This is a genomic window from Streptomyces sp. NPDC127108, from assembly GCF_042677545.1.
In the GTDB taxonomy this organism is placed as follows: domain Bacteria; phylum Actinomycetota; class Actinomycetes; order Streptomycetales; family Streptomycetaceae; genus Streptomyces.
The window spans coordinates 21739-46735 of sequence record NZ_JBHXTE010000062.1; the positions used below are offsets into that span (position 1 = coordinate 21739).

Sequence of the window (24997 nt, forward strand, 5' to 3'; positions counted from 1 at the left end):
TCATGACCCCCTCCCGCAGAGCCCTCCTCGCCGCGGCGCTCGGCACCGGCGCGGGCGCGGCCGCCACGGCGGCGGGTCTCCCGGCCGCCGCCGCGCCCGCCGCGGACTGGCAGTTGCGCTGGTCCCCGTCCGCCCGCGACGTCGGGCTGCGCGCCTTCGAGACGCTGGAGGACGACCGCGCGAACTCGCACCCGGCGGCCAAGCCGCACATCAAGGCCGAGGGCGACAACTTCCGCTTCCAGATGCACACCGTCGACCGCGACACCAGCGACGACCGTCAGCGCCACGAGGTCACCGGCTGCCGCACCGGCGACTCGTTCCTGAAGTGGCAGCAGGGCCAGACCTGGCGGGTCACCTACCGCATGTTCCTGCCCAGCACCCTGAAGGCGACGACGAGCTTCACGCACATCATGCAGATGAAGCAGCCCGGCGCGGGCAGCGCGCCGATCGTCGTGCAGTCGCTGCGCCGGGTCGACGGCAGGCAGACCATCGAGCTGAAGATCTTCGAGCAGGACATCCTCGTCGGCCGCACCGACCTGGAGCCGCTGCACGACACCTGGACCGACGTCGACTTCCAGATCAAGATCGGCAACGGTTCGTCGGGGTCCGTGCGCTGGATCCTCAAGAGCGGCGGCACGACCGTCATCGACAAGTCGAGGTCCGGCATCGACACCTTCCTCGCCGACCGGGTGCGGCCCAAGTGGGGCATCTACCGCTCCCTCGGCGACAGTTCGGGCTCACTGCAGAACACGTACATGCTCCTGACGGGCATGCGCGGCTACCAACTCGTGTGAAAACGCCGACTCTTGCGAAGCACCTGACTCGTGCGAAGCACCTGAAAGGAATCCCCGTGCGCCGACTCATGGGCCTGGGCGGACTCGCCCTCGCCGCCGTCCTCGGACTGTCCCCACTGCCCGCGACCGCCGCCGCTCCCCAGACGAAGGCCGCTCCTCCGACGAAGGCCGCTCCCCGGGCCGCGGGCACGATCCACGCCGCCCCCTACGAGTACCTCGGCTGGGGCAATCCGCAAAAGCCCACCGACGTGATGGCCGCGACCGGCGTGAAGTGGTTCACGCTGGCGTTCATCCTGTCCGACGGCGGCTGCAACCCGGCCTGGGACGGCAGCAGGCCGCTCAAGGGCGGCTCCGACGAGTCCGCCATCAAGTCCATCCGGGCGGCGGGCGGCGACATCGTCGTGTCCGTCGGCGGCTGGAGCGGCGCCAAGCTCGGCGAGAAGTGCTCCAGCGCCACCGCCCTCGCCGGGGCGTACCAGAAGGTCATCGACGCCTACAAGCTGAAGGCGTTCGACGTCGACATCGAGAACACCGAGTTCAACAACCCCACCGTGCGCCAGCGCGTCGTCGACGCGCTGAAGATCGTGGAGCAGAAGAACCCGGGCATCGTCACCTACGTCACCCTCGGCACCACCCCGAACGGCCCCGACGCCACCGGCAAGGACCTCATCCAGCGCGGCGCGCGGGCCGGGCTCGCCGCCGACGCCTGGGTGATCATGCCGTTCGACTTCGACGGCCACAGCGGCACCATGGGCGACGCCTCGGTGAGCGCCCTCGAAGGCCTGAAGTCCACGGTCAAGAGCGCCTACGGCTACAGCGACGCCGACGCCTACAAGCGCATCGGCGTCTCGTCGATGAACGGCAAGACGGATGTCGCGGGCGAGACCGTCACCACCGCCGACTTCAAGAAGATCCTCGGTTACGCGCAGCAGCACCACATCGCGCGCTTCGCGTTCTGGGCCGTCAACCGCGACCGGTCCTGCGCGGGCGGCGGCAGCCCGGGCGACTCGTGCAGCGGCATCAGCCAGCAGCCCTATGAATTCACCAAGATCGTGGCCCAGTACGCGGGCTGACACCCCCCCACGTCCGCAATCCCCCCATGGAGGTTCTCGTGCACGACAGCAGGAGCAGGAGCCGTCTGGCCCGGAAGGTGGCGCTCGCCGCGACGGCCGCGCTGACGACGGGACTTGTGGCCTACGCCCCGTCGGGGTCGGCCGCCCCGGCCGCGCCCGCCGGTGAGCCCACCGACATCAAGACCGTCTCCAGCGGCTGGACCATACCCTGGGGCACGTCCTGGCTGCCCGACGGCAAATCCGCGCTCGTCACCGAGCGCGACGACTTCCGGGTCTGGTCGATATCGGCCGACGGCGCGACGAAGAAGCAGGTCGGCACGGTGCCCGAGTCCCAGACGACGGGCGGCGAGGGCGGCCTCATGGGGGTCGCCGTGGACCCGCAGTGGGCGACGAACCACTACGTGTACTTCATGCACACCTCGTCCGAGGGCAACCGCGTCGCGCGCATGACGTACGACGGCTCCACCCTCAGCGGCTACACCGTGCTGCTCAAGGGCATCAAGAAGGCCAGGTACCACAACGGCGGCCGCCTCGCCTTCGGCCCGGACGGCTATCTGTACGCCACCACCGGCGATGCCCAGGACAGGCCCCTCGCCCAGGACAAGAACTCGCTCAACGGCAAGATCCTGCGGATGACCCGGGACGGCAAGCCCGCCCCCGGCAACCCCTTCGGCAACCACGTGTACAGCCTCGGCCACCGCAACCCGCAGGGCATCGCCTTCGACCCGCAGGGCCGCCTGTGGGAGGCCGAGCTCGGCGACGCCACCAGGGACGAGCTGAACCTCATCAAGCCGGGCAAGAACTACGGCTGGCCCACCTGCGAGGGCAACTGCAACGTCTCCGGCATGACCAACCCGAAGAAGACCTGGGGCGTCGCGGAGGCCTCCCCGAGCGGGGTGGCGATCGTCGACGGGGCCGTCTACATGGCGGCCCTCAAGGGCCAGCGCATGTGGCGCATCCCCATCAACGCCGACAACGAGAACGTCGGCACGGCCAAGGCCTTCTACGTCGGCCAGTACGGCCGCCTGCGCGCGGTGACCGCCGTGCCGGGCGCACAGGCGCTGTGGCTGTCCACGACCAACGCGGACGGCAACGGCGGGCAGCCGGACGGCGCGGACAAGATCTTCCGCGTGACCATCGGCTAGCCGGAGAGCCTCCGGCCGGCCGCGTGACCACCGGCCGGGCGGGCGGCGGCCGCGCGCCGTGGGGGCGGGCGGTCGCCGGTCGGCCCGGCCGGGGCGGGAACGGTCCGGGGCCGCACCGGCTCCGGACCGCCGACGCACAGCGAGGGGACGGGACATGAGCAGATCACCGAGCAGATCACGCACACGCGCCGGAGCCCTGGCCGCGGGTCTCGCCGCGCTCGCGGTGCTCGCGGTCTTCGACGGACGGCCCGCCGGAGCCACGCAGTTCCGCGAGGAAGCGACCACCACGACCCGATCGGCGGTGTCCCGACAGCCGCTGCCCGCAGCCGAGTTCGACGTACGCGACTACGGCGCCAAGGGCGACGGGGCGAGCAACGACACCCCCGCCATCCAGAAGGCCGTCGACGCGGCCAGCGCCGCGGGCGGCGGCACCGTGCGCCTGCCCGGGGACGGCAGGGCGACGTACGAGTCCAAGAACACCCTGCACATGAAGAGCCAGGTGACGCTCCGGATCGACAAGGGCGCCACGCTCTCCGGCAACGGCGCCGACGACTACGACCCGCCCGAGCCCAACGAGTGGGACGACTACCAGGACTACGGCCACAGCCACTTCCGCAACGCGATGATCCACGGCGACCGGCTGCGCGATGTCGCCTTCGTCGGCGAGGGCGTCATCGACGGCGACGGCGCCCTGATCACCGGCGACCCGAAGTCCGGCGAGGCCGACAAGATCATCTCGCTGACGCGGTGCCAGGGCCTGCGCATCGGCGACGGGCTCACGCTGCGTGAGGGCGGCCACTTCGCGGCGCTGATCAACGGCTGCGACGACGTGGTCTCCGACCGCCTCACCATCGACACCGCGATGGACCGCGACGGCTGGAACGTCATCAACACCACCGACGTGACCATCACCAACGCCCACCTCGACGCCAACGACGACGCGCTCGCGTTCAAGAGCGACTACGCGCTCGGCGCGAAGCTGTCCAACGGCCGGGTGCGCGTGAGCGACTCGTACCTCTCCGCCGGGTGCTGCAACGCGCTCATGTTCGGCTCGGAGACCTGCGGCGACTTCACCGACTACCGCTTCGAGCGGATCAGGATCGAGGGCTCGGAGAAGTCCGGGCTCGGCATGGTGTCCATGGACGGCTCGAAGATCTCCGACGTCCACTACAAGGACATCACCATGACCGGTGTGCGCTCACCGATCATGCAGAAGATCGGCAACCGCAAACGCTGCGGCAACAACCCGGGCGTCGGCTCGATCAGCAATGTCACGTACACCAACATCAAGGCGACCGGGGCGAGCCCGTCCTTCTCACCGACCCTGTGGGGCGAGTCCGGGCAGAGCCGCATCAAGGACGTCACCTTCACCGACGTCGACCTCACGGTGCCCGGCGGCAACGGCGCCATGTCCACCGACGTGCCCGACAACAAGTCCACCGACTACAACCCGAAGAGCATCGGCACCCGCCCCGCCTACGGCTGGTACATCCGCCGCGCCGACCGGATCACGTTCGTCGACAGCGAGGTCCGCTTCGGGTCGGACGACGGCCGCCCCGCCGTCATCGCCAACGAGAGCACAGCCATCCGCTTCACCACCCTCACCGCCCAACGCGGCACGTCGAGCCCCGCCGACCTCGTCTTCCAGAAGACCCGGGGCTACTGCGTCCGCGACAGCGCCGACACCGGCGGCCGCGCCCTGCGGATCAGCCAGAGCGGGTCGAGCCAGGACTGCGGCTGACCCGCCCCAGGACCGGCGCCCCAGGACCAGCGCCCCGCGAGCGGCGCCGGTCAGGAGTGGTAGAGCGCCTCGACCTCGTCCGCGTACGCTTGCTCGATGGCCTTGCGCTTGAGCTTCAGCGAGGGCGTGAGCAGGCCGTGCTCCTCGCTGAACTGGTGGGCCAGGATGCGGAAGGTGCGGATCGACTCGGCCTGCGAGACCAGGGTGTTGGCGGCCACCACGGCGCGCCGCACCTCGGTCTCCAGGTCGGGGTCGCGGACCAGGTCGCCGGGGGGCATCGGAGGTTTGTTGCGCATGGACAGCCAGTGCTCGACGGCTTCCGCGTCGAGGGTGACGAGGGCGGCGATGTAGGGGCGGTCGTTGCCGACGACGATGCACTGGGCGACCAGGGGGTGGTCGCGGACGCGTTCCTCCAACTGCGCGGGCGAGACGCTCTTGCCGCCGGAGGTCACCAGGATCTCCTTCTTGCGGCCGGTGATGGTGAGGTAGCCGTCGTCGTCGAGGGCGCCCAGGTCACCGGTGGCGAGCCAGCCGTCGTGCAGGGTCGCGTCGGTGGCCTTGGGGTCGTTGAGGTAGCCCTGGAAGACATGGCCGCCGCGCAGCCACACCTCGCCGTCCTCGGCGATGTGCACGGTGGTGCCGGGGATGGCCTGGCCGACCGTGCCGTAGCGGGTGCGCTCGGGCGGGTTGGCGGTCGCGGCGGCCGTGGACTCGGTGAGGCCGTACCCCTCGAAGACCTGCACGCCCGCGCCCGCGAAGAACAGGCCGAGGCGCCGGTCCATCGCGGAGCCGCCGGACATGGCGTGCCGCACCCTGCCGCCCATGGCGTCACGGACCTTGGCGTAGACGAGCTTGTCGAAGACCTGGTGCTGCATGCGCAGCGCCGTCGAAGGACCGGGTCCGGTGCCGAAGGCCTTGGCCTCCATCGCGTCGGCGTACCGCACCGCCGCCTCCACCGCCTTGTCGAACGGGCCCGCCTTCCCCTCCCGGTCGGCCTTGCGGCGGGCCGCGTTGAAGACCTTCTCGAAGATGTACGGCACGGCGAGGATGAACGTCGGCCGGAACGCGGCGAAGTCGGGGATGAGGGCGGCCGCGTTCAGGCTCGGCTGGTGGCCGAACTTGACGCGGGCGCGCACCGCGGCGACCTGCACCATGCGGCCGAAGACGTGCGCGAGCGGCAGGAAGAGCAGGGTCGAGGGCTCGTCGCCGCGCTTGCCGCGGAACACCGGCTCCCAGCGCTCGATGAGCGTGTCCACCTCGAACATGAAGTTCGCGTGGGTCAGGACGCAGCCCTTGGGGCGGCCCGTGGTGCCGGAGGTGTAGATCACGGTGGCGACGGAGTCCGGGGTGACCGCGCGCCGGTGCCGGTGCACCACCTCGTCGTCCAGGTCCCGCCCGGCCTCGACGAGTTCGCGTACCGCGTCGCCGTCGAGCTGCCACAGACGGCGCAGCTGGGGCAGCCGGTCGACGACCGAGCCGATGGTCATGGCGTGGTCCTCGTGCTCGACCATCGCCGCCGACACCTGCGCGTCGTGCAGCATCCAGAAGACCTGCTCGGCCGACGACGTCGGATACACGGGGACGACCTGCGCGCCCACCGTCCACAGGGCGAAGTCGAACAGCGTCCACTCGTAGCGGGTGCGGCACATGACGGCGACCCGGTCGCCGAACCGCACCCCCTGCGCGAGCAGCCCCTTGGCGAGCGCGAGGACCTCGTCGCGGAACTCCGCCGACGTCACGTCCTGCCACACCCCGTCGAGCTTGCGGCCGAGGACGACGCGGACCGGATCCTCAAGGGCATGGTCGAACACGGCGTCGGCAAGGCCGCCCACCCGTGGCGCCGACGCCATGGGAGGGTTCGTGAACTCGCGCAATGGTGCTCCTTGTGGCGCTCCGCACAGCGCCGGTGACGGTACCCCACCCCGATCCCTTCCGGGAGGGGGGTGGGAAGCGCCCATAGGTGCACGATCGGCACAGGTCAGCAGGCGAAATGCGGCCACAAGGGTAAGGGCAGGACAGATTACTGACGGCTGAGTAAGTTTCGGTGGCGTAATCTCCACCGAATCTGTACCGGCCGATTACCCCTGGAGCTGCTTCGCGGGGGTCGGCTCCGCGGCCGTGGACGGGGTCTGACCTGCGCCGGACGCGGGTTTGGTCCGGACCATCAGGAGCACCGCGAGGCCCGCCGCGACCCCCACCGCACCGGCCGTCAGGGACGCCCCGTTGAGCCCGGCGGCGAAGGCCTCCCGCACGTCGTGCGCGGACACCTGACCGGCGAGGGCGGACGCCCCGCCCCCGGCGGCCGTGTGCGCCGCGTCCTGGCCGATCGCGTCCTGCATCCGGGAGGTGAGGACCGTGCCGAACACCGCGACGCCGAGCGCGTACCCGAGCTGCCGGAACGTGTTCACCGCACCGCCCGCCATACCCGCGTCCCGCGGCGGCACCGCCGCGAGCGCCGCCCCCGCGAGCCCCGGCGAGACCAGGCCCGTCCCGATGCCCGCCAGCGTCAGACCCGGCACGAGCGCGCCCCACGAGGAGCCGGCGTCGAGCACCGCCATCGCCAGGCCGCCCGCGCCGATCAGGACGAGGCCGAAGCCGATGACGTACCGCGCGGGCGCGCCGTGCAGCAGCCGGCCGCCGATCGCCGCCACCACGAACGCCGTCGCCGCGAGCGGAAGCAGGACCAGGCTGCCGCGCACCGGGCTCATGCCGAGCACCGTCTGCAGCCAGATCGAGAGGTAGGGGATGACGCCGAACGCGGCCGCGTTGTAGCCGATCGCGCCGATCAGGACGCCGGTGAACGCGGGCTTGCGCAGCAGCCGCAGATCGATCAGCGGGTGCGTGACGCGGCGCTCGACGACCACGAACGCGACCAGCGCGAGCGCCGCGACCGCGAAGGTCACGCCGGTGCGCGCCGACGTCCAGCCCTCGGCCGACGCCCGCACCGCCCCGTACGTCAGCGCCCCCGCGAACAGCGCGAACGTCACCGTGCCCGCCCAGTCCACGCGCCGCGCCGCGGCTCCCCCTGACTGTGCCGCCTGCGCCGCCCGCGCCGACTCCGGCACCCAGCGCAGCGTCAGCCACACCGCGGCCACGCTCACCGGCAGGTTCACGAAGAAGATCCACCGCCAGCCGGGCCCCTCGGTGAGCAGCCCGCCGAAGATCGGCCCGAGCGCGGCGGCACCTCCGCTCACCGCGCCCCACACGCCGAGCGCCACCGAGCGCTGCTTGCCCTGGTAGGCGGCCCCGAGCAACGGCAGCGTCGTCGCGAACATCGCCGCCGCGCCCAGCCCCTGGACGGCCCGCGCCGCCACCAGGACCTCCGCGTTCGACGCCAGGCCGCAGCCCAGCGACGCCAGCGCGAACACGACGGTGCCCGCGACCTGTGTCCGACGCCGCCCCAGGACGTCGGCGGCGGCGCCGACGCCGAGCAGCAGCGCGGCGAGCGCGAGCGCGTAGCCGTCGATCACCCACTGCAGATCGCTCAGCGACGCGTCGAGCGCCCGCGCCATGTCGGGCAGCGCCACCACCACGATCGTCACGTCCAACAACAGCATGAATGTGCCCAGGCACACCGCGGTCAGCGGCCCCCATGCGCGCATGCTTCCTCACTCCTCGTGCCACGTCCAAAGGATTCGTACGACGACGTACGATCCATCGGAGCCGCACGATTGTGACGGCTCCTAGTGGAAGTCCGACGGAATCCGACATCAGAGAGGCGAACGCCGGTGGAATCCCACAAGTCCCGCACTCCCCGCACTCCCCGCACCCTCGATGAGCTGGACACGCAGGTCCTGCACGCCCTGGAGACCGACGGCCGCGCGCCCTTCAGCAAGATCGCGGCGGTCCTCGGCGTCTCGGACCAGACCGTCGCGCGCCGCTACCGCAGGCTCACCGCCGAGGGCGGCCTGAGCGTGGTCGGCGTGCGCAACGCGGAGCGGCTCGGCACGGACTTCTGGATGCTGCGGCTGCGCTGCACGCCCGAGGGCGCGCAGACCATCGCGAACGCGCTCGCGCGCCGCCCCGACACCTCCTGGGTCGCCCTGATGTCCGGCGGCACCGAAGTGACCTGCCTGACCCGGCCCCGCAACCCCGGCGACCACGACGACCTGCTCCTCGGCAAGCTGCCGCGCACCCCGCACATCGTGGAGATCCGCGCGTTCCAGCTGCTGCACGGCTTCTTCGGCGGGGCGCGCGGCTGGCTCAGCAAACTCGCGCCCCTGAACGCGGCGCAGCTCGCGGCGCTGACCCCGCGCCTCCCGGCCGCCCCGGGGACCCCGGCCCGCATCGCGCCCGAGGACGAGGCGCTGGTGGCCGCGCTCGAAGCGGACGGCCGCGCCACCTACCCCGAACTCCAGCGCGCCACCGGCCTCTCGGAGTCGTCGGTGAAGCGCCGCCTGACCGCGCTCCTGGAGTCCCGGGCCGTCTTCGTCGACATCGAGTACACGCCCGAACTGCTCGGCTACCGCGTGGCCGCGGCCCTGTGGATCACCGCAGCCCCCGCCGCCCTGCACTCCGTGGGCGAGGCCCTCGCCTCCCACGACGAGATCGCCTTCGCCTCGGCGACCGCGGGCCCCTCGAACCTGGTCGCCACGGTCGTGGCCCGCGACACGGCGGGTCTGTACGCCTACATCAGCGGAAGGCTCGGCCGTCTCGAGGGCGTCCAGCACGTGGAGACGGCCCCGTTCCTGCGCCGGATCAAGCAGTTGAAGTACCGCCAGAGCCGCTGAGCGCTCCCGCCGCCCTCCGGACGCTCAGCCCCGGCCCCGTTGCAGACGGTCCCCGCCGGTCAGGATCGCCGCCGCCAGCGCGTCCGCCGCGCCGCGCGCCGCCGCGCCCCGCTCGCCGTGCCGCAGCACGAAGTCCACCGACCCCAGCTCCGGCAGGCCCGTCCGGTCCGGGAGCCGGGCCAGGCCCGGGGGGATCAGACCGCGTGAGTGCGCCATCACGCCGAGGCCCGCGCGGGCCGCGGCCACCAGGCCGTTGAGGCTGCCGCTGGTGCAGGCCACGCGCCAGGGGCGGCCGCTGCGCTCCAGGGCCTCCATGGCGAGTGCGCGGGTGATGCCCGGCGGCGGGTACACGATGAGGGGCACCGGCAGGCCCGGGTCGAGGCGCAGACGGGGCGCGCCGATCCACACCAGGTCGTCGTGCCAGACCAGTTCGCCGCGCGGGTCCTCGGGGCGGCGCTTGGCGAGGACCAGGTCGAGCTTCCCCGCGTCGAGGCGCTCGTGCAGCGTGCCGGACAGCTCGACCGTCAGCTCCAGGTCGACCTCGGGGTGCCCGCGCCGGAAGGACTCCAGGATGTCGGTGAGCCGGGTCAGGACGAAGTCCTCAGAGGCGCCGAAGCGCAGCCGCCCGCCGGGCCGCGCCCCGGTGAAGTACGCGGACGCCTGCTCGTGCACCTCCAGGATGCGGCGGGCGAAGCCGAGCATCGCCTCGCCGGGCTCCGTCAGCTCCACGCTGTGGGTGTCCCGCGTGAACAGCGGCCGCCCCGTCGCGTCCTCCAGGCGCCGCACGTGCTGGCTCACCGTGGACTGGCGCAGACCGAGGCGGCGCGCGGCCTGCGTGAAGCTCAACGTCTGGGCCACCGCGAGGAACGTACGCAGCTGAACGGGGTCGTACACGCTCCCAGGCTATCGCGGAACGTGATGACAGTCAGAGCGGTGTGCGGGATTCCCGATCGCGGCCGGAAGGAGGAGCATGGAGAGGGCACGTACCGCCCCGAGCCGACGGGGCGTACGACGAAGAGCACGGGGGCCGCACCGCCCCGTGCGGACCCGAGCGCATGGAGCACTGTGAAACGCCCGTCCTGGCCGTCCTGGATGCCGATCGACCCGTACATCGCGGCCCTGCTCGGCACCGTGGGACTCGCCGCGCTCCTGCCCGCCCGCGGCACCGCCGCCGACGTGGCCTCCGGCGCCTCGACCACCGCCGTCGCGCTGCTCTTCTTCCTGTACGGGGCCCGGCTCTCCACCCGCGAGGCGATGGACGGCCTGCGCCACTGGCGGCTCCACCTCACCGTGCTGCTCTGCACGTTCGCGGTCTTCCCGCTGCTCGGCCTCGCCGCCAAGGGACTCGTGCCGTACGTCCTGACGCCCGCGCTCTACAGCGGACTGCTGTTCCTCACGCTCGTGCCCTCCACGATCCAGTCGTCCATCGCCTTCACGTCGATGGCGCGCGGCAACGTCCCCGCGGCGATCTGCGCGGGCTCGTTCTCCTCGCTCGCGGGCATCGTGCTCACCCCGCTGCTCGCGGCCTGGCTGCTCGGGCACAGCGCGGGCGGGTTCTCCGCGGACTCGCTCCTGAAGATCGTGCTGCAACTGCTCGTGCCGTTCCTCGCGGGTCAGTTCCTGCGCCGGTGGGTCGGAGGCTTCCTCGCCCGCAACAAGAAGGTGCTCGGCCTCGTCGACCGGGGCTCGATCCTGCTCGTCGTCTACACCGCCTTCAGCCAGGGCATGGTGGAGGGCGTCTGGAGCCAGGTCACCCCGGCCCGGCTCGGCGCGCTGCTCGGCGTCGAGGCGGTGCTGCTCGCCCTGATGCTCTCGCTGACCTGGTACGGCGCGAAGAAGCTCGGGTTCGGGCGGGCCGACCGGATCGCGATCCAGTTCGCCGGGTCGAAGAAGTCCCTGGCCGCCGGGCTGCCCATGGCGAGCGTCCTGTTCGGCGCCCAGGCCTCGCTCGCGGTCCTGCCGCTGATGCTGTTCCACCAGATGCAGCTCATGGTCTGCGCGGTGATCGCCAAGCGCCGCTCGCGGGACCCGGAGGCGGTCGAGGCGCGCGCGGTGGACACCGGAACCGGACCGGTCAGCTCTCGCGCTGGAAGCGCAGCGACACGAACCGCGGCCGGTACAGCTCCACGTTCCGGTTGACGTGGGCCTGCGCGTTCGCCGCCGCCGCTTCCAGCCAGTTGACGTCGTAGCTCACCACGAGCCGCCCGTCGCCGCTCACGGCCGGGTGGGCCTGCGGGTTGTAGGGCGCCGCGGCCGCCGTGTCCGGCGCGCCCGCGCCGCTCCCACTGCCCCCGGCGCCCCCGCTGTCCTTCGGCAGCGGCGGCGCGAACGCCTTGGCGGGCCCGTGCCAGGGTCCGGTGGGGGAGCACGACCAGTACGACGTGACGTCCGTGAGGCCCTGGGCGCCCGCGGCCATGGTGAGCAGGACGTACGTCCCCCGGGCGCGGACCACGGTGAAGGCGCTGCCCACGCCCTTGTGGTCGCCGTTGCCGAGGACCGGGCGAGGCTTGCCCGTGCGGGTGAAGTCCGCGCCGTCCCAGTACTCCCAGGCGGCGGGGTCGGCGAGCGCGCCGTGCCGGACCCGGGCGACGTAGGCGTGCGAGGAGGGGCGGGCGGCGGCCTGCGCGTCGGTGCCGCCGAAGACGTACGTCCACTCGCCGTCGTCGACGGTCGTCGTGCCGTACAGGACGCGCTTCTCGGGGTCGGCGACACCGCGCTGGTCCGAGATCTGCGTGATGTTCTCGACCCGCAGGTCCGGCAGGGACAGCGTGGCGACCTCCGTGGCGGCGGGCACCCCGTAGATCCACGGGCCCGAGGCCGACGCGCGGGTCCACAGGAGCACCCGCAGGACGTCCTCGTCGGCGCCCGGCGAGCGCGGCTCGACCTTCGCGGCGACCGGCCAGCGCCACTGCCCCGGCGCCGGATCGGCGAACATCGGGGTCGTGAGCGTGCGCTCCAGGGCTCCCGAACGGTCCGTCACCACACCGGAGTTGCGCACCATCGGGGCGCTCGTGTCGCGCCACGCGTGCGGCTGCCCCTGCGGGTTGGGCGGCGCGTGCACCTGCCCGAGGAAGGTGTCGGAGAACAGCCAGAGCACCCGCCCGTCCGGCAGCTTCACCGAGTGCGTGCCGTCGCCGCCCGTCCAGTCGTCGGTGCGGCCGCCGTCGTCGCCGTACGAGGCGAACGCGCGGGTGAGCCCCCGCTCGGGCGTGGACGCGGCGACGGTGGTGGCCGCGCACGCGGGACCGCTCTCCCGGTCGTCCTCGCCGCCGGGGAGAGCGGTCAGGAGCACGGCGGCGCAGGCCAGGGCGAGCAGCAGGACGATCCAGGTCCTGCGCGCGCCCCGACCCGGCGGTGGCCCGCCCGTGGTGGACGGCGCCGCATAAGGCTCTGTGGCTGCGGACACTCCCGGGACGCTAGTTCCCCGGACGCACCCGGTCCATGGGCAGCCAGGTCACGGTGTTCCACTTCACAGCGGCGGACGGGGCCCGGTCGGACCCGAGCCGCGTCACCTCGTCGTCGCTCAGCGCCCGCTCGAAGACGGCCACTTGGTCGATGGCGCCGGTGAAGTGGGCCCGGCTGTCCATGCGCTGGCCGATGTGCACGCCGAACGGCGAGTTGCGGCTGACGCTGCCCGGGACGTCGGGCCGGGAGAGACGGTTGCCGTCGAGGAACAGGGAGAGTTCCCCGCCGCCGCGGCGCAGCGCGATGTGGTGCCACTGGCCGTCGTTGTACGCGCCCTCGGTGCTCAGCGACACCGAGCGGGGCGGGCTGCCGCCGTCGCGGGTGGTGATGAGGCCCGTGACGCGGTTGTTCGCGGGCTCCCCGCGCAGCCACACCTGCGGCTGGCCGGTGCCGACACCGCCCATCCAGAGCAGCGGCTGCTCACCGTTCGTCGCCGAGTAGCGGAACCACAGCGAGGCCGTGAAGTCCCGGCTGTGCAGCGGAAGCCGGGAGCTGTACGGCAGCCGCACGGCGTCGTCGACCCCGTCGAAGGCGAGCGCCTGGCCGCCGAACACGCCCTCCGTGGGCCGGGCGCCGCCGAGCACCGTCGCGTCCGGCGCGCCCGGCGCCCAGTCGCTGGTGCGCGGGTCGGGGCCGCGGCGCGGCTTCAGCCACTCCTCGGTGAAGCGCGCGAAGCGGATCTCGTCGCGGGCGTCGACCGCGCCGCCCTCGTACATCAGGCCCACCCGCTCGTCGTCGACGGCCACCATGTCCGAGTAGCCGGACCAGTCGGTGGTGACGACGGTGGAGCGGTCGAAGCTGTCCCAGGTGCGGCCGCCGTCGTAGGAGGAGCGGACCGTCATGGTGCGGCGCCGGTCCGGGTCGCCGGGGGCGGCGAGCAGGAGCCGGCCGCCGAACCGGAGCGTGGAGCCCTGCACCTGCGGGGTGTACAGGTCGGGGCTGGCCTCGAAGGAGCCGGTGAAGCTCTCGCCGCCGTCCCGGCTCACGACGTGGTCGCGGTGGCCGAGGTCGGTGCCGTCCTGCTCGCGCCCGGACACGTAGATCGTGCCGTCCGCGCGCTCCGTGAGGGTCATCTCCGACGGCTTCTGCCGGAAGGTGCCGTCGCTCGCGGAGATCGGGTACGAGTCCGTCGCACCGATCCTCCAGGTGTCGCCGCCGTCGTCGCTGACGACCAGTGAGGCGTGGTTCTCGGTGACGCGGCTGCCGTTCCACGACTCGGCGTTGACGGTCAGGACCAGACGGCCCTTGTGCCGACCGCGGCTGAGCTGGATGCCGTGCACGGGGCCGGTGGCGTACCAGGAGTTCCAGGAATCGGGCAGGATCTCGTCGCTCAGGTCCCGCGGCCTGGACCAGGTCTCGCCGTCGTCGTCGCTGAACTGCATATGAGGCGTGCGCTCGCACGGCACCTCGCAGTTCTTGCCGTCCGTGCGGCCCGGGTTGTACGTCTCGGCGAGCACCACGCGGCCCGTCTCGCGGTCGACGACGGGCGCGGGGTTGCCGTGCGTGTCGCCGCCGCCCTCGTTGATGACCCGCATCGGGCCCCAGGTCCTGCCGCCGTCGTGGCTGCGCTTGAGGACCAGGTCGATGTCACCGGCGTCGCTGCAGTCGTTGACGCGTCCCTCGGCGAAGGCGAGCAGCGTTCCCTTCGTCGTCTTCACGATCGCTGGTATCCGGAAGCACGCGTAGCCGGGATCCTGGGAAGCCTTGAACAGGATCTGCTGCTCGAACGGAGCCCGCACCTCGCCCGCGGCCCGGGCCGCGCCGCCGAGCGCGGGCGGCAGCGCCAGGGCGGCGAGCGCGGTGGCGGTCAGCGCGGCGACGGTACGCCGCCTGGGGGACAACAGGAGCTGGGGCAACCGGGGGGACCCGGGGGAGCGGGGGGACCAGGAGGGTCTGAGGCGTACACGGAGTCTCGACGGCATGGTGCGGGCCCTTCATGTCGACCGGACATTCGGACATCCCACGTCCAACGTGCGCGTCACTGAAGCTACTTGGGGGCCTTGGAGCAACACAAGAAGCGTGCGCGTAACGGAATCCCGGCGGGGCGCCGGGCGCGGATGGCGTCAGATTACGGGGTAAGTACGACTTTTCCGGTGTTGACGCGCGACTCGATTGCCGCGTGTGCCGCGGCCGCGTCCGCGAGGTCGAACTCGGCGTGCACGGCGGGCCGCAGCTCACCCGCGTGGAACAGCCGCCACAGGTCCCGGCGCCACTCCTCGTACAGCTCCGGCCGCTCGCGCGCGATCAGCCCCATCTGAAAGCCCGTCACCGACTTGGCCCCGACGAGGAGGTCGTAGGCCGACAGGGTGCCGCCGCCCGAGCTGTACGCCACCAGCCTGCCGTGCGGCGCGAGCGCGGCCACGGCCGGGCCGAGCAGTTCCCCGCCCACGCCGTCCAGGCAGTAGTCGGCGGGCTCGCCCCAGTCCGGCGCGTCGTAGCGGACGACGTCGTCGGCGCCGAGGGCGCGCACGAAGTCGGCCTTCGCGGGATCGGAGACCGCGCCCACGACGCGCCGGGCGCCGCGCAGCCTGGCCAGGCGCACGGCCAGATGGCCGACGCCGCTCGCCGCCGCCGTGACGAGCGCGCTCTCGCCCGCGGCGGGGCGTGCGGCCTCCAGGGCGCCGCGGGCGACGAGCCCGCTGCGGACCAGGGCCACGGCGTCGACCGCGCTCGCGCCGTCGGGCACGGGGGAGGCCATCGCGGTGTGCAGCAGGGCGTAGTCCGCGTAGCCGTGGCCGAAGACCAGGCCCGTGACCCGGTCGCCGGGCGCGAAGCCGGTCGCGCCGTCGCCCGACCGGACCACCTCGCCCGCTATCTCGCCGCCGAGCGCCACGGGTTCGGCGGACTCGCGCACCTTGCGGACGACGGGCAGGGTCACGCCGACGGCCGCGACCCGGACGAGGAGTTCGCCCGGGCCGGGCTCGGGGACCGGTGCCTCCTCGACGAACAGGACCTCGGGGCCGCCTTGCCGCTCGTACCGGACGCGACGCATCCGCACCTCCACGCAGTCGTGAGAAATCGTTGGGAGTCCCAACGGTAATCGCAAACTCATGGGGAAGTCCAACGATTCTTGGATAGGCTCACGCCATGCCCGAGACCCAGCCGACGCGTACGACACCGACGCCCGCCGCGTCCCCCGCCGCGCCCACCGTGCCCTCCGCCGTCCGCACCCTCCCCAGCTGGCTGCTCGGCCGGGCCGCCGCCCGGGGCCGCGGCCTGGTCGCCGAGGCGCTCGCCGCCGAGGGCATGAAGATGTGGCACCACGTGGTGCTCGCCGCCGTGGCCGACCTCGGCCCGGTGGCCCAGGCCGACCTCGGCCGGGGCATCCAGCTCGACCCCAAGGACCTGGTCGGCGTCCTGAACGACCTGCAGGGGGCCGGGCTCGTGGAACGCACGCCCGACCCCAAGGACCGCCGCAAGAACGCCGTCACCCTCACCGCCGAAGGACGCGCCCTGCTGCGCCGGTGCGCCACGGCCGCGCGCGCCGCCAACGCCGACCTGCTCGCGCCCCTGTCGGCAGCCGAGCGGGAGGCGTTCCTGGACATGCTGGAGAGGGTCGCGCGGGTCGACGAGTGAGCCCGGGCGGCGGGGGCCGCCGGACGGGGCGGCGCTGGGGCCCGGCCGGCGCAGGGGGCGCTCCCCGCCGGGCCGGGACCCCGTCGCCGTGTCGCGGCGGGAGCGCCGGTCAGGTCCGGGCGGCCGCGGTCCGCAGGGCCAGGCGGTGCTCGCCCGCGTACACGTTCATGGAGGAGCCGCGCAGGAAGCCGACCAGGGTCAGGCCGGTCTCGGCGGCGAGGTCGACGGCGAGCGACGACGGCGCGGACACCGCCGCGAGCACCGGGATGCCCGCCATCACGGCCTTCTGCGCCAGCTCGAAGGAGGCCCGCCCCGACACCATCAGGACGGTGCGGGACAGCGGCAGGCGGCCGTCCTGAAGGGCCCGCCCCACCAGCTTGTCGACGGCGTTGTGGCGGCCCACGTCCTCACGCACGTCGATCGGCTCGCCGTCCTCGGTGAACAGCGCCGCCGCGTGCAGCCCCCCGGTCCGGTCGAAGACCCGCTGGGCCGCGCGCAGCCGGTCGGGGAGGCGGGCGAGCAGCTCGGGCGTCAGCCGGACCGGGGGAGCACCGTGTCCTCCAGGGTCGTCGTCGATGCTCCAGCGGGCGGTGGTGCGGACCGCGTCCAGGCTGGCCTTGCCGCACAGCCCGCAGGACGAGGTCGTATAGACGTTGCGTTCGAGCGTGATGTCCGGAATGGCGACACCGGGAGCGGTCGACACGTCGACCACGTTGTACGTGTTGCTGCCATCCGCGGTCGCCCCCGCGCAGTACACGATGTTCCGCAGCTCGTCCGCCGAGCCGAGCACGCCCTCGCTGACGAGGAACCCGGCGGCGAGCGCGAAGTCGTCGCCGGGGGTGCGCATCGTGATGGCGAGCGGCTTGCCGTTGAGGCGTATCTCCAGGGGCTCCTCGGCGACGAGCGTGTCCGGCCGCTCGCTGACCGCGCCGTCGCGGATGCGGATGACGCGGCGGCGTTCCGTGACTCGTCCCATGTCGATCAGTCCCGGTTCTGTACGTGCTGGTAGCCGAAGCGGCCCTTGATGCAGAGGTTGCCGTGGGTCACCGGGCTGTCGTGCGGCGAGGTGACCTTCACGATCTCATTGTCCTGCACGTGCAGGGTGAGGTTGCAGCCGACTCCGCAGTACGCGCACACGGTGGTCGTCTCCGTCTGCGCGGCCTCGTCCCAGGTCCCGGCGGCCCGCATGTCGAACTCGCTCTTGAAGCTGAGGGCGCCCGTCGGGCACACCTCCACGCAGTTGCCGCAGTACACGCACGCCGAGTCGGTCAGCGGCGCGTCGTGCTCGACGGCGATGCGGGCGTCGAAGCCGCGGCCCACGACGGAGATCGCGAAGCTGTTCTGCCACTGCTCGCCGCACGCGTCCACGCACTTGTAGCAGAGGATGCACTTGTCGTAGTCGCGCACGTACAGATCGTTGTCGACCTTGGGGGACTCGTTGAGACGGGCCGCGTCCGGGCCGAACCGGTCCGGCTTCGCCTCGTACTCCTTCAGCCACTCGGCCACGCGGGGCGTGGTCGACAAGTCGACGGACGACGCGAGGAGTTCGAGGACGAGCCTGCGGCTGTGCCGCGTCCGCTCGGTGTCCGTGCGCACCGCCATCCCGGGCTCGGCGCGCCGCGAACAGGCCGGGGCGAGCGTACGGGCCCCCTCGACCTCCACGACGCACACCCGGCAGGCGTTCTTCGGCTTCAGCGTGTCGCCCTCGCACAGGGTCGGCACGTCCTTGCCCGCGGCCCGGCAGGCGTCCAGGACCGTGCCGCCCTCGGGCACGCGCACGGGCTCGCCGTCGAGCGTGAACTCGACCAGACGGCGCGGCGGTTGCAACGGAATGGCGGTCATTCGTACGCCCCCAGACGGTCGATGGCGGATTCCACGGCGTTCCACGCGGTCTGGCCGAGGCCGCAGATCGAGGCGTCCCGCATGGCCTGCCCGACGTCGCGCAGGAGCGCGATGTCGGCGGCCGCGGCCGCGCCCGTGCGGTCGGCGATGCGGTGCAGGGCCTCCTCCTGACGGACCGTGCCGACCCGGCACGGCACGCACTGCCCGCAGGACTCGTCGCGGAAGAACTCGGCGACGCGAAGCAGCAGCCGGGGCAGCGGCACGGAGTCGTCGATCGCGAGCACGACCCCGGATCCGAGCGTCGTCCCCGCCTCCCGCGTGCCCTCGAACGTCAGCGGGATGTCCAGCTCGTCCGGCCGTACGAAGCCGCCCGCGGCGCCGCCGAGCAGGATCGCCCGCAGGTCGTCCGGCGTGCCCGCGAGGCCGAGGAGGTCGCCGAGCGTCGCGCCGAACGGCAGCTCGTACAGTCCGGGGCGGGTCACGGCCCCCGAGACGCAGAACAGCTTGGGGCCGGTGGACTTGGGGGTGCCGATCGCCGCGTACGCGGCCGCGCCCATCGTCAGGATGGGCAGCACGTTCACGAGCGTCTCGACGTTGTTCTCGGCCGTGGGCTTGCCGAACAGGCCCTTCTCCACGGGGAACGGGGGCTTGGACCGTGGCTCGCCCCGATACCCCTCGATCGAGTTGAACAGCGCGGTCTCCTCACCGCAGATGTACGCGCCCGCGCCCCGCCGGATCTCGATGTCGAAGGAGAACCCCTGCCCGAGGATGTCCTCCCCGAGGAGGCCCCGTGCGCGGGCCTGGCCGATGGCGTGCTCCAGGGTGCGCAGGGCGTGCGGGTACTCGCCGCGCAGGTACAGGTACCCGTGCCTCGCCCCCACCGCGTACGCCGCGATCGTCATCGACTCCACCAGCGCGTACGGGTCGCCCTCCATCAGGACCCGGTCCTTGAACGTGCCCGGCTCCGACTCGTCCGCGTTGCACACCAGATAGTGCGGGTGGTCCGGCTGGGACGCCGTCGCCTGCCACTTCCGCCCCGTCGGGAACGCGGCGCCGCCCCGGCCCACCAGGCCCGCGTCCGTGACCTCGCGGATCACGGCCGCCGGGCCGATGGCGAAGGCCCGGCGCAGGGCCGCGTAGCCGCCGTGCGCGCGGTAGTCGTCCAGCGAGGACGGGTCGACGACGCCGATGCGGCGCAGCAGGACCAGGGCGGGGTCGCCTGCTTGGGGGACGGCTCTCTCCCCGACCCCGCCCCTTCCCGAAACCGGGGCTTCGCCCCGGACCCCGGGGTGGGTGTCCCCTTCGGGTGGGACAGCCTCCGCCGATCGGCCTGCGGCCTCGTCCTCAAACGGCGGACGGGCTGAAAAGTCCCCCGGGGCGGGCCGGAGAGGCGCTGCGGCGTGGGCCGTTTCGGGGCTGGAAGTGCCGGGCTGTTGCTCAGCCGCTGCAAGTTCGGGCGGGCGGGTGGGAGATAGCCCGTCCGGCGCTTGAGGACGAGGCGCGGAGCGCCGATGCCCCGCAGGGCTCCCGGCCCGCATTGTCAGCACCGCCGGCGCCCGTTCGCACAAGCCCAGGCACGGGCTGTCCTCGACGGTCACCCCCTCGGGGGCCGTGCCCCGGTCCGACGAGGGGACGGCCCCTCGTACCGCGCACGCCAGGTCCGTACAGACCCGCACCACGGTCCGCTCCCGCGGCTTCAGGGAGAACAAGGAGTAGAACGTGGCGACCCCGTACGCCTCGGCGGGCGGCACGGTGAGCCGTCGGCACAGGTAGTCGAGGCCGCCCTCGCTGATCCAGCCCACGCGGTCGTTGAGCGCGTGCAGCCCGGGGAGGAGCAGATCCCGCCGTCCCCGGGCGTCCCGCCCGCCCCGCGCCCACCGAAGATCCGCGTCCGAGCGGTCGTCGGCGCCCTCCCAGGCCGACTCCGGCGGCCCGAGCAGCGCGTCCACGGCCGCGCGTTCGTCGTCGGTCGGCTTGCTGTCCCCGAAGCGCAGGTCCACGTCCTGGTCATCTCCTCACGGTCAGTCGCGTCCGACGGCGGTCAGCTTCTCGATGCGGATGGCGGACGCCTTGAACTCGGCGGTCCCCGCGATCGGGCAATTGGCCTCGATCGTCAGCTGGTTGGTGTCCACCTCGTCGGGAAAGTGCATGGTCATGAAGGCGAGCCCGGGCCGCAGACCGGGGTCGACCCACACCGGCGCGACGACGGCGCCGCGCCGCGAGGACACCCTGACCTCCTCGCCGACCACGACCCCGTACCGCTCGGCGTCCTCGGGACACAGCTCGACGTACTCGCCGCGCCGCAGCGGGGAGGCGAAACTCCCGCTCTGCACCCCGGTGTTGTAGGAGTCGAGGCGCCGTCCCGTCGTGAGCCGCAGCGGGAACGACTCGTCGGTGAGGTCGACGGGCGGGTCGTCGTGCACGAGGCCGAAGGGGGCGCGCGGTCCGCGCCGGGCCGGGTCGGCCTCCCACAGGCGCCCGTGCAGGAAGGTGGAGGGCAGGCGGTCGAGGTCGGGGCAGGGCCACTGGAGGCCCTGGTGCGCGTCGAGACGGTCGTACGTCATGCCGAAGTGGTCCGGCGAGAGGGACCGCAGCTCGTCCCAGACGGCCTGGGAGTCGGCGAACTTCCAGTCGTGGCCGAGGCGGGCGGCGACCTCGCAGATGATGTCGATGTCCTCACGGGCCGCGCCGGGCGGCGTGAGCGCGGCCCGCACCCGCTGCACCCGCCGTTCGCTGTTGGTGGTCGTGCCGTCGGTCTCCGCCCAGGCGGCGGTGGCGGGAAGCACCACGTCGGCCATCTCGGCGGTCTTCGTCAGGAAGATGTCCTGGACCACCAGGTGGTCGAGTGCGGCCAGCCGCCGCGCCGCCTGCTCGCTGTCGGCCTCCGACTGGGCGGGGTTCTCGCCGATGCAGTACACCGCGCGCAGCTCGCCGCTCTCCATGGCCTCGAACATGTCGGTGAGCGTCATGCCGTAGCGCGGCTGGATGACGGTGTCCCAGGCCCGTTCGAACTTGTGCCGGTGCCCGTCGTCGAGGATGTCCTGGAAGCCGGGGAGGCGGTTGGGGATGGCGCCCATGTCGCCGCCGCCCTGCACGTTGTTCTGGCCGCGCAGCGGCTGCACCCCGGCGCCGTAGCGGCCGACGTGCCCGGTGAGCAGCGCCAGGTTGATCAACGCCCGTACGTTGTCGGTGCCGTTGTGGTGCTCGGTGATGCCGAGCGTCCAGCACAGCTGGGCGCGCTCGGCGGTGGCGTACGCGTGCGCGAGGTCGCGGACGGCGGCCGCGGGCACGCCCGTCACCTTCTCGGCGAGGGTGAGCGTCCACGGCTCGACGAGCGCGGCGTACTCCGCGAAGCCGGACGTGGCGCGCTCGATGAACAGGGTGTTGTGCAGGCCCGCGTGGATGATCTCGCGGCCGACGGCGTGCGCGAGGGCGATGTCCGTGCCGACGTTCGGGCCGAGCCAGCTCTCCGCCCACTCCGCCGTGGAGGTGCGGCGCGGGTCGACGGCGTACATCCGGGCACCGCCACGGATGCCCTTCAGGACGTGCTGGAAGAAGATCGGGTGCGCGAAGCGGGCGTTGGAGCCCCACATCACGATGAGGTCGGTGTGCTCGACCTCCTCGTAGGACGAGGTGCCGCCGCCGGAGCCGAAGGCGGCGGAGAGGCCCGCGACGCTCGGGGCGTGGCAGGTGCGGTTGCAGGAGTCGACGTTGTTGGTGCCCATGACGACGCGGGTGAACTTCTGCGCCACGTAGTTCAGCTCGTTGGTGGCGCGGGCGCAGGAGAGCATCGCGAAGGCGTCCGGGCCGTGGTCCGCGCGGGCGCGCCGGAAGCCGTCGGCGGCACGGGCCAGGGCCTCGTCCCAGGTGGCCGGGCGCAGTGGGGCGTCGCGGCGGTCGCGGACGAGGGGCTGGGTCAGGCGGGTGTACGACTTGGGGGCGCGGTCGCGCCCACGGCTGCCCCGGGCACGGTCCGGCCGGGTTCGGGTGCGGTCTGGCTGGGTCACGCTACGGCGCTCCTCATGCCGTGGGCGAGCAGGTCCGAGAGGGCGTGCACGGTGCGCAGGGTGGGCACGCGCACGCCGGTGATCTCCGCGAGTTCCACGACGGCGGCGAGCAGCACGTCGAGTTCGAGCGGTTTGCCGCGCTCCAGGTCCTGGAGCGTGGAGGTGCGGTGGTCGCCGACGCGCTCGGCGCCCGCGAGCCGCCGCTCGATGGAGATGTCCGGCTTGCAGCCGAGGGCCGCGGCGACGGCCAGGGTCTCGGCCATCATGATCTCGATGACGCGGCGGGTGCCGCCGTGCAGACACATCTCGCGCATGGTGGCGCGGGCGAGGGCGCTGATCGGGTTGAAGGAGATGTTGCCGAGCAGCTTGATCCAGATGTCGCCGCGCACGTCCGGCTCCACCGGGCACTTCAGGCCGCCCGCGCGCATCGCCTCGCTGAAGTCGAGACAGCGCGCCGACCGGGTGCGGTCGGGCTCGCCGACGGAGAAGCGGGTGCCTTCCAGGTGCCGTACGACGCCCGGCTCGGCGAGCTCCGTGGCCGCGTACACCACGCAGCCGACGGCCCGCCGCGGCGCGAGCACCGCGCTGACGGCCCCGCCCGGGTCCACGCTCTGCAGGCGGTGCCCGTCGTGCGGTCCGCCGTGGCGGTGGAAGTACCACCAGGGGATGCCGTTCTGGGCGGCGACCACGGCCGTCCGGTCGTGCAGCAGCGGTTCGATGAGCGGCCCGCACGCCGCGTACGAAGTGGCCTTCAGGCCGAGGAAGACGAAGTCGACGGGGCCGATGTCGGCCGGGTCGGCGGTGGCGTGGACCCGCGCGGTGAAGTCACCGCGCGGGCTGAGCACGCGGACGCCGTGCTGCCGCATGGCCGCCAAGTGCGGGCCGCGGGCCACGAGATGGACGTCCGCTCCCGCGCGGTGCAGGGCGGCTCCGACGTAGGCGCCGATGGCTCCGGCGCCCAGGACTGCGACTTTCACGATGGGGCGCTCCGTTCGGTTGAGGGTTCCGACGGACCGGCAGCGCTCTCAGGCTGCGCTGGTCGTGTGCGGCCGAGAAGCCGCACACGGTAGATGGAATATTGTCTACAGTATGGAAGTTGGGGCAGCAAGGGGTCGGGCGAGCCCTCTCTCGCCCGACCGAGCGTCAGTTCGTGTGTACGTCGGTTGGCGTGGGCGTCAGTTCGCGGCGGCCCCGAACCACTTGGGCAACTCCTCCTCAAGGCCCGGCTGGTCCTCGCCGACCCACGCCACGTGCCCGTCCGGCCGCAACAGCACGGCGGGCACGTCCAGTTCCTCGCTCGTGTCGACGACGTGGTCGACCCGGTCCGCCCAGCCCGCCACCGAGAGCCGGCCGGTCTGGTCGAGCAGCAGCCCGCGGCCGCCGTGCATGAGCCCGTACAGCCGGCCGCGCTTCAACTCCACGTCCCGCAGCCGCCGGCCGAGCAGCTCGTGCCCCGCGCCGAAGTCGTAGCGGATCCCGATCGCGGTGATCTTCTCGATCAGGTGCCGGTTCACGTTGTCGAAGCCCGTCAGCTCCGCGAGCAGCCGGCGTACCGCGAGGGCGCCCGGGTCGTCGGACATCAGGTGGATCTGCGCGCGGGTGTTGTCGAGGACGTCCGCGGCCACCGGGTGCCGTTCGGCGTGGTAGCTGTCGAGCAGTCCCTCCGGCGCCCAGCCGTGCACGGCGGCGGCCAGCTTCCAGCCGAGGTTGACCGCGTCCTGGATGCCGAGGTTGAGGCCCTGCCCGCCGGTCGGCGGGTGGATGTGCGCGGCGTCGCCCGCGAGGAGCGCCCGGCCGACCCGGTAGCGCTCGGCCTGCCGGGTGGCGTCGCCGAAGCGGGACAGCCAGCGCGGCGAGTGCACGCCCAGGTCGGTCCCGGCGAACGCCCGCAGCTGCTGCTTGAACTCCGTCAGGGTCGGCGCGGCCGTACGGTCCTCGGAGACCCCGTCGGCGGGCACGATCACGCGGTACACGCCGTCCCCCATGGGCATCGCGCCGAACCGCTGCTGGGTCTTGCGGACCTCGGCCACGACCTCGGTCAGCGTCTCCTGCGACACACCCAGCTCCATCGCGCCGAGCAGCGTCTCGACCCGCGCGGGCTCGCCGGGGAAGTCGACGCCGAGCAGTTTGCGCACCGTGCTGCGACCGCCGTCGCAGCCCACCAGATAGCGCGAGCGCAGCCGCGTGCCGTCGGCCAGCTCGACATCCACGCCGTCCTCGTCCTGGCCCAGCCCCACCACCTCGCGGCCGCGCCGGATCTCGGCGCCCGACTCGGTGGCGCGCTCGGTCAGGAGCCGCTCGGTGATCTCCTGCGGGATGCCGAGGACGTAGGAGTGCGCGGTGTCGAGGTCCTCGGGCCACACCGTGCCGAGACCGGCGAAGAAGCCGCCGACCGTGAACTGCTTCCCGAGCGGCAGGAACTTCTCGAGGAGGCCGCGCTGGTCCATCAGCTCGATGCTGCGCACGTGCAGCCCCTGAGCACGGGACTGCGGGGAAGGCTCCGCCTCCTTCTCCAGGACGACCACCCGCACCCCGTGCAGTCGCAGTTCGGCGGCCAGCATCAGGCCGGTCGGGCCGCCACCGGCGACGATCACGTCGAACATGGAACTCCCCATGAAATCCCC

The 24997-nt window shown here is 72.7% G+C and carries 19 protein-coding genes; 7 read left to right on the forward strand and 12 right to left on the reverse strand.

Going from position 1 to position 24997, the window contains the following annotated elements; translation table 11 throughout:
- Nucleotides 1-2: 2 nt before the first annotated feature.
- From ACFVHO_RS36500 to ACFVHO_RS36515, 4 genes are all read left to right on the forward strand, one after another.
- The gene (locus tag ACFVHO_RS36500; protein WP_385724553.1) at nucleotides 3-794 is read left to right on the forward strand and encodes a Tat pathway signal sequence domain protein; all 792 of its coding nucleotides are present in this window, start codon (nucleotides 3-5) and stop codon (nucleotides 792-794) included.
- 56 nt (nucleotides 795-850) lie between these two features.
- The gene (locus tag ACFVHO_RS36505) at nucleotides 851-1867 is read left to right on the forward strand and encodes a chitinase (protein ID WP_385724556.1); all 1017 of its coding nucleotides are present in this window, start codon (nucleotides 851-853) and stop codon (nucleotides 1865-1867) included.
- A 26-nt stretch (nucleotides 1868-1893) separates the two neighbouring features.
- Complete coding sequence (locus ACFVHO_RS36510) at nucleotides 1894-3012, forward strand: PQQ-dependent sugar dehydrogenase (protein ID WP_385724559.1); 1119 nt, start codon at nucleotides 1894-1896, stop codon at nucleotides 3010-3012.
- Nucleotides 3013-3166: 154 nt separating this feature from the next.
- Nucleotides 3167-4753, forward strand: a complete 1587-nt coding sequence (locus tag ACFVHO_RS36515; RefSeq protein ID WP_385724562.1) for a glycoside hydrolase family 28 protein — start codon at nucleotides 3167-3169, stop codon at nucleotides 4751-4753.
- Nucleotides 4754-4803: 50 nt separating this feature from the next.
- Here the strand turns inward: ACFVHO_RS36515 and ACFVHO_RS36520 are convergent, their stop codons facing one another.
- Nucleotides 4804-6627, reverse strand: coding sequence for an AMP-dependent synthetase/ligase (locus ACFVHO_RS36520; protein ID WP_385724565.1), 1824 nt, complete (start codon nucleotides 6625-6627; stop codon nucleotides 4804-4806).
- A gap of 204 nt (nucleotides 6628-6831) precedes the next feature.
- Nucleotides 6832-8355, reverse strand: a complete 1524-nt coding sequence (locus ACFVHO_RS36525; RefSeq protein ID WP_385724567.1) for an MFS transporter — start codon at nucleotides 8353-8355, stop codon at nucleotides 6832-6834.
- A 126-nt stretch (nucleotides 8356-8481) separates the two neighbouring features.
- Between ACFVHO_RS36525 and ACFVHO_RS36530 the strand changes: the two genes are divergently transcribed.
- Entirely contained in the window at nucleotides 8482-9483 is a 1002-nt protein-coding gene (locus ACFVHO_RS36530; protein WP_385724569.1) for an Lrp/AsnC family transcriptional regulator, read from the forward strand.
- 24 nt (nucleotides 9484-9507) lie between these two features.
- On the opposite strand, the gene ACFVHO_RS36535 is transcribed toward ACFVHO_RS36530, so the two are convergent.
- Entirely contained in the window at nucleotides 9508-10377 is an 870-nt protein-coding gene (locus ACFVHO_RS36535; protein ID WP_385724572.1) for a LysR substrate-binding domain-containing protein, read from the reverse strand.
- Nucleotides 10378-10548: 171 nt separating this feature from the next.
- Between ACFVHO_RS36535 and ACFVHO_RS36540 the strand changes: the two genes are divergently transcribed.
- Nucleotides 10549-11622 carry a bile acid:sodium symporter family protein gene (locus ACFVHO_RS36540; protein ID WP_385724573.1) on the forward strand — a complete coding sequence of 358 codons (1074 nt, stop codon included), beginning with the start codon at nucleotides 10549-10551 and terminating at the stop codon, nucleotides 11620-11622.
- Here ACFVHO_RS36540 and ACFVHO_RS36545 read toward each other — a convergent pair.
- The 3 genes from ACFVHO_RS36545 to ACFVHO_RS36555 form a co-directional block, all read right to left on the reverse strand.
- Entirely contained in the window at nucleotides 11558-12889 is a 1332-nt protein-coding gene (locus ACFVHO_RS36545; protein ID WP_385724575.1) for a hypothetical protein, read from the reverse strand. The genes ACFVHO_RS36540 and ACFVHO_RS36545 overlap by 65 nt on opposite strands.
- Nucleotides 12890-12899: 10 nt before the next feature.
- Complete coding sequence (locus ACFVHO_RS36550) at nucleotides 12900-14870, reverse strand: exo-alpha-sialidase (RefSeq protein WP_385724577.1); 1971 nt, start codon at nucleotides 14868-14870, stop codon at nucleotides 12900-12902.
- 146 nt (nucleotides 14871-15016) lie between these two features.
- Nucleotides 15017-15940: a zinc-binding alcohol dehydrogenase family protein gene (locus ACFVHO_RS36555; protein WP_385724580.1), complete on the reverse strand. Its 924-nt coding sequence runs from the start codon at nucleotides 15938-15940 to the stop codon at nucleotides 15017-15019.
- Nucleotides 15941-16035: 95 nt separating this feature from the next.
- Between ACFVHO_RS36555 and ACFVHO_RS36560 the strand changes: the two genes are divergently transcribed.
- Nucleotides 16036-16524 (forward strand): MarR family winged helix-turn-helix transcriptional regulator, encoded by a 489-nt coding sequence (locus ACFVHO_RS36560; RefSeq protein WP_385724583.1) that lies wholly within the window; start codon nucleotides 16036-16038, stop codon nucleotides 16522-16524.
- 109 nt (nucleotides 16525-16633) lie between these two features.
- Here ACFVHO_RS36560 and fdhD read toward each other — a convergent pair whose 3' ends face one another.
- The 6 genes from fdhD to rox form a co-directional block, all read right to left on the reverse strand.
- A complete protein-coding gene (gene fdhD / locus ACFVHO_RS36565) occupies nucleotides 16634-17500 on the reverse strand; it encodes a formate dehydrogenase accessory sulfurtransferase FdhD (RefSeq protein WP_385724586.1) in 867 nt (288 codons plus the stop codon).
- 5 nt (nucleotides 17501-17505) lie between these two features.
- Nucleotides 17506-18366 (reverse strand): 2Fe-2S iron-sulfur cluster-binding protein, encoded by an 861-nt coding sequence (locus tag ACFVHO_RS36570; protein WP_385724589.1) that lies wholly within the window; start codon nucleotides 18364-18366, stop codon nucleotides 17506-17508.
- Complete coding sequence (locus ACFVHO_RS36575) at nucleotides 18363-20366, reverse strand: NADH-ubiquinone oxidoreductase-F iron-sulfur binding region domain-containing protein (protein ID WP_385724591.1); 2004 nt, start codon at nucleotides 20364-20366, stop codon at nucleotides 18363-18365. The genes ACFVHO_RS36570 and ACFVHO_RS36575 overlap by 4 nt, the downstream gene beginning before the upstream one ends.
- Before the next feature lie 21 nt (nucleotides 20367-20387).
- Nucleotides 20388-22373, reverse strand: a complete 1986-nt coding sequence (locus tag ACFVHO_RS36580; protein WP_385724594.1) for a molybdopterin oxidoreductase family protein — start codon at nucleotides 22371-22373, stop codon at nucleotides 20388-20390.
- Entirely contained in the window at nucleotides 22370-23350 is a 981-nt protein-coding gene (locus tag ACFVHO_RS36585; protein WP_385724597.1) for a 2-dehydropantoate 2-reductase, read from the reverse strand. Before ACFVHO_RS36585 ends, ACFVHO_RS36580 begins: the two co-directional genes overlap by 4 nt.
- Nucleotides 23351-23548: 198 nt before the next feature.
- Nucleotides 23549-24976, reverse strand: coding sequence for a rifampin monooxygenase (gene rox, locus ACFVHO_RS36590; protein ID WP_385724630.1), 1428 nt, complete (start codon nucleotides 24974-24976; stop codon nucleotides 23549-23551).
- Between the last annotated feature and the right edge of the window lie 21 nt (nucleotides 24977-24997).

Bases quoted from the DNA above. Each gene is read 5' to 3' on its own strand.
- ACFVHO_RS36500 (WP_385724553.1), top strand. From the start codon at position 3: ATGACCCCCTCCCGCAGAGCCCTCCTCGCCGCGGCGCTCGGCACCGGC.
- ACFVHO_RS36510 (WP_385724559.1), top strand. From the start codon at position 1,894: ATGGAGGTTCTCGTGCACGACAGCAGGAGCAGGAGCCGTCTGGCCCGG.
- ACFVHO_RS36515 (WP_385724562.1), top strand. From the start codon at position 3,167: ATGAGCAGATCACCGAGCAGATCACGCACACGCGCCGGAGCCCTGGCC.
- ACFVHO_RS36525 (WP_385724567.1), bottom strand. From the start codon at position 8,355: ATGCGCGCATGGGGGCCGCTGACCGCGGTGTGCCTGGGCACATTCATG.
- ACFVHO_RS36550 (WP_385724577.1), bottom strand. From the start codon at position 14,870: ATGCCGTCGAGACTCCGTGTACGCCTCAGACCCTCCTGGTCCCCCCGC.
- ACFVHO_RS36555 (WP_385724580.1), bottom strand. From the start codon at position 15,940: ATGCGTCGCGTCCGGTACGAGCGGCAAGGCGGCCCCGAGGTCCTGTTC.
- ACFVHO_RS36560 (WP_385724583.1), top strand. From the start codon at position 16,036: ATGCCCGAGACCCAGCCGACGCGTACGACACCGACGCCCGCCGCGTCC.
- fdhD (WP_385724586.1), bottom strand. From the start codon at position 17,500: ATGGGACGAGTCACGGAACGCCGCCGCGTCATCCGCATCCGCGACGGC.
- ACFVHO_RS36570 (WP_385724589.1), bottom strand. From the start codon at position 18,366: ATGACCGCCATTCCGTTGCAACCGCCGCGCCGTCTGGTCGAGTTCACG.
- rox (WP_385724630.1), bottom strand. From the start codon at position 24,976: ATGTTCGACGTGATCGTCGCCGGTGGCGGCCCGACCGGCCTGATGCTG.